Origin of the sequence: Nocardia sp. NPDC024068, from assembly GCF_040638875.1 — a bacterium.
Classification (GTDB): Bacteria; Actinomycetota; Actinomycetes; order Mycobacteriales; family Mycobacteriaceae; genus Nocardia.
The window spans coordinates 1-1,900 of the sequence record NZ_JBEZYU010000123.1 but is presented as its reverse complement, the minus strand read 5'-3'; the positions used below and the strand labels follow the sequence as shown (position 1 = coordinate 1,900).

1 protein-coding gene is annotated in these 1,900 nt (G+C 66.9%); it reads right to left on the bottom strand.

Features of this window, described 5'->3' with window-relative positions; all coding sequences use genetic code 11:
• Window positions 1-176 precede the first annotated feature (176 nt).
• Window positions 177-1,694 carry a sulfatase gene (locus tag AB0F41_RS31525; RefSeq protein WP_357430244.1) on the bottom strand — a complete coding sequence of 506 codons (1,518 nt, stop codon included), beginning with the start codon at window positions 1,692-1,694 and terminating at the stop codon, window positions 177-179.
• Window positions 1,695-1,900 lie beyond the last annotated feature (206 nt).

The window sequence follows — 1,900 nt, the reverse complement described above, 5'->3', positions numbered from 1 at the left end:
ACCTGCCCCACCTTGGCGGGCAAGGTCACCTGCCCCACCTTGGCGGGCAAGGTCACCTGCCCCACCTTGGCGGGCAAGGTCACCTGCCCCACCTTCGCGGGCAAGGTCACCTGCCCCCACCTTCGCGGGCAACGTCACCTACCCCACCCTCGCGAACCAGGCCACCGACAACCCAATCAGTGACAAGTGGGTCCGGCGCAGGTCAGCAGGTCGGTCAGGCGCCGGTCCATCTGGTCGACCACGTCGGCATGTGCCGAGCGGCCTTCGGGGGTTTTGATGAGATTGGTGAGCTGGTAGGGGTCGGTCTGTAGGTCGTAGAGCTCGTATTCGCGTGCGTCGAGCGGACGTTCGCGTTCGTACCAGCGCACATACAGATAGCGCTGATTACGGACGCCGCTCCAGGACGGCATATCGAGCGCGTATATCAGCGGAGAGTCGGTGCCGGGGACCTGTTCCTGCGCGATGCCCGAGCGCCCGTCGGCGCCCGGGCCGCCGTACTCGGCGAGGAAGTCGGTGCGCCAGCGGGTATCTCCGGCGAGGAGTCCCGTGAGGGACCGGCCGTCCATGCGGTCGGGGGCCGGGATTCCGGCCCAGTCGAGGACGGTGGGGGCGAGGTCGATCGACAACGCCATGGCGTCGCTGCGCCCGGTGGGGACGGTGGGACCGGCGATAGCCAGCGGTACCCGCATGGACTCCTCGTAGGGCGCCATCTTCTGGGTGAGGCGATGCGCGCCCAGGCTGTAGCCGTTGTCGGAAGTGAAAACGAGGTAGGTGTTGTCGAGCTCACCGGTGCGCGCGAGGGTTTCGACGATCCCGGCCACCATTTCGTCGAGTGATTTCAGTGCGCCGAGCCGGTTGGTGTAATCGGCGTCGTTGGTCGCGGTGATCGTCGCCGCCCGCGCGGTCGCGGTATCGACCAGCCAGGAGGGTTTGTCCGAGACATCGGGTTCCTGATAGTTCGGCGAGCGGGGCGAGGCCGTCGGCCGGGTTTCGGGTATGTGCCGGGGCGCGGGCGGAATCGGGAAATGCGGGGAGGTCGAGGACGCGAGCCAGAAGAACGGCTGCCCGGACGCGGCGGAATCGGTGATGAATTTCCGGGATTTCGCGCCGACGACATCCGTTTCGTAATCGGCCGGTGCGAGACCGTATTTCACGAGGGCGCCGTTTTCGTTGAGGGTGTAGTTGTAGCCGGAGTACAGGAAGTTGTCGACGCCGGCGTTCCAGTCGTCCCAGCCCGGCGGGATATGGCCGGGGTCGTCCTCGAGGCCGTTGAGGTATTTACCGGCCATTCCGGTGCGGTAACCGGCATCGTGTAGAGCGGTCGCCACGGTATGGGACTCGTTCCCTCCGGCGCGGAAGGTTTCGAAACCGCCCACCGGACCGGAGTTGGTGAGCACTCCGGTGTTGTGGCCGTATTCGCCGGTCAGGATGGAGGCGCGGGCGGCGCAGCAGATCGGCATCGGTGCGAAACCGTCGGTGAATTCCATACCCCGGTCCCGGATCAGCGCCGCGGTCCGGGGCATCGCCTGCCAGACCGGTGTGGTGGCGGCGTCGAGATCGTCGGCGAGGATCAGCACCACATTGGGCCGCTCGTCCTCCGGGGCCGCGGATGCCGTGAACCCGCCCGCGGCGATTGTCAGAAGTGCCGCGACCGCCGCCACCGGCCATCGACGCAGAACAGGGATCGGGCCCATCGCGCTCCTCAGTTTCGGCGTATCCGGACGGACTCGTATTCGCTTCGCGTAGACACTAGACCAGCCCGACCCGATCCGGGCGCGTCCACAGACGGCCACCCTCTCGGTGCCGAGATGCTTACGCGTCCCTGCAAGGGTTCGGCCCGCGTCTGCTGTCAGCCCTCGAAGCGCATGTGGCGAAGCCACGAGTCTCGAGGGCTGACAGC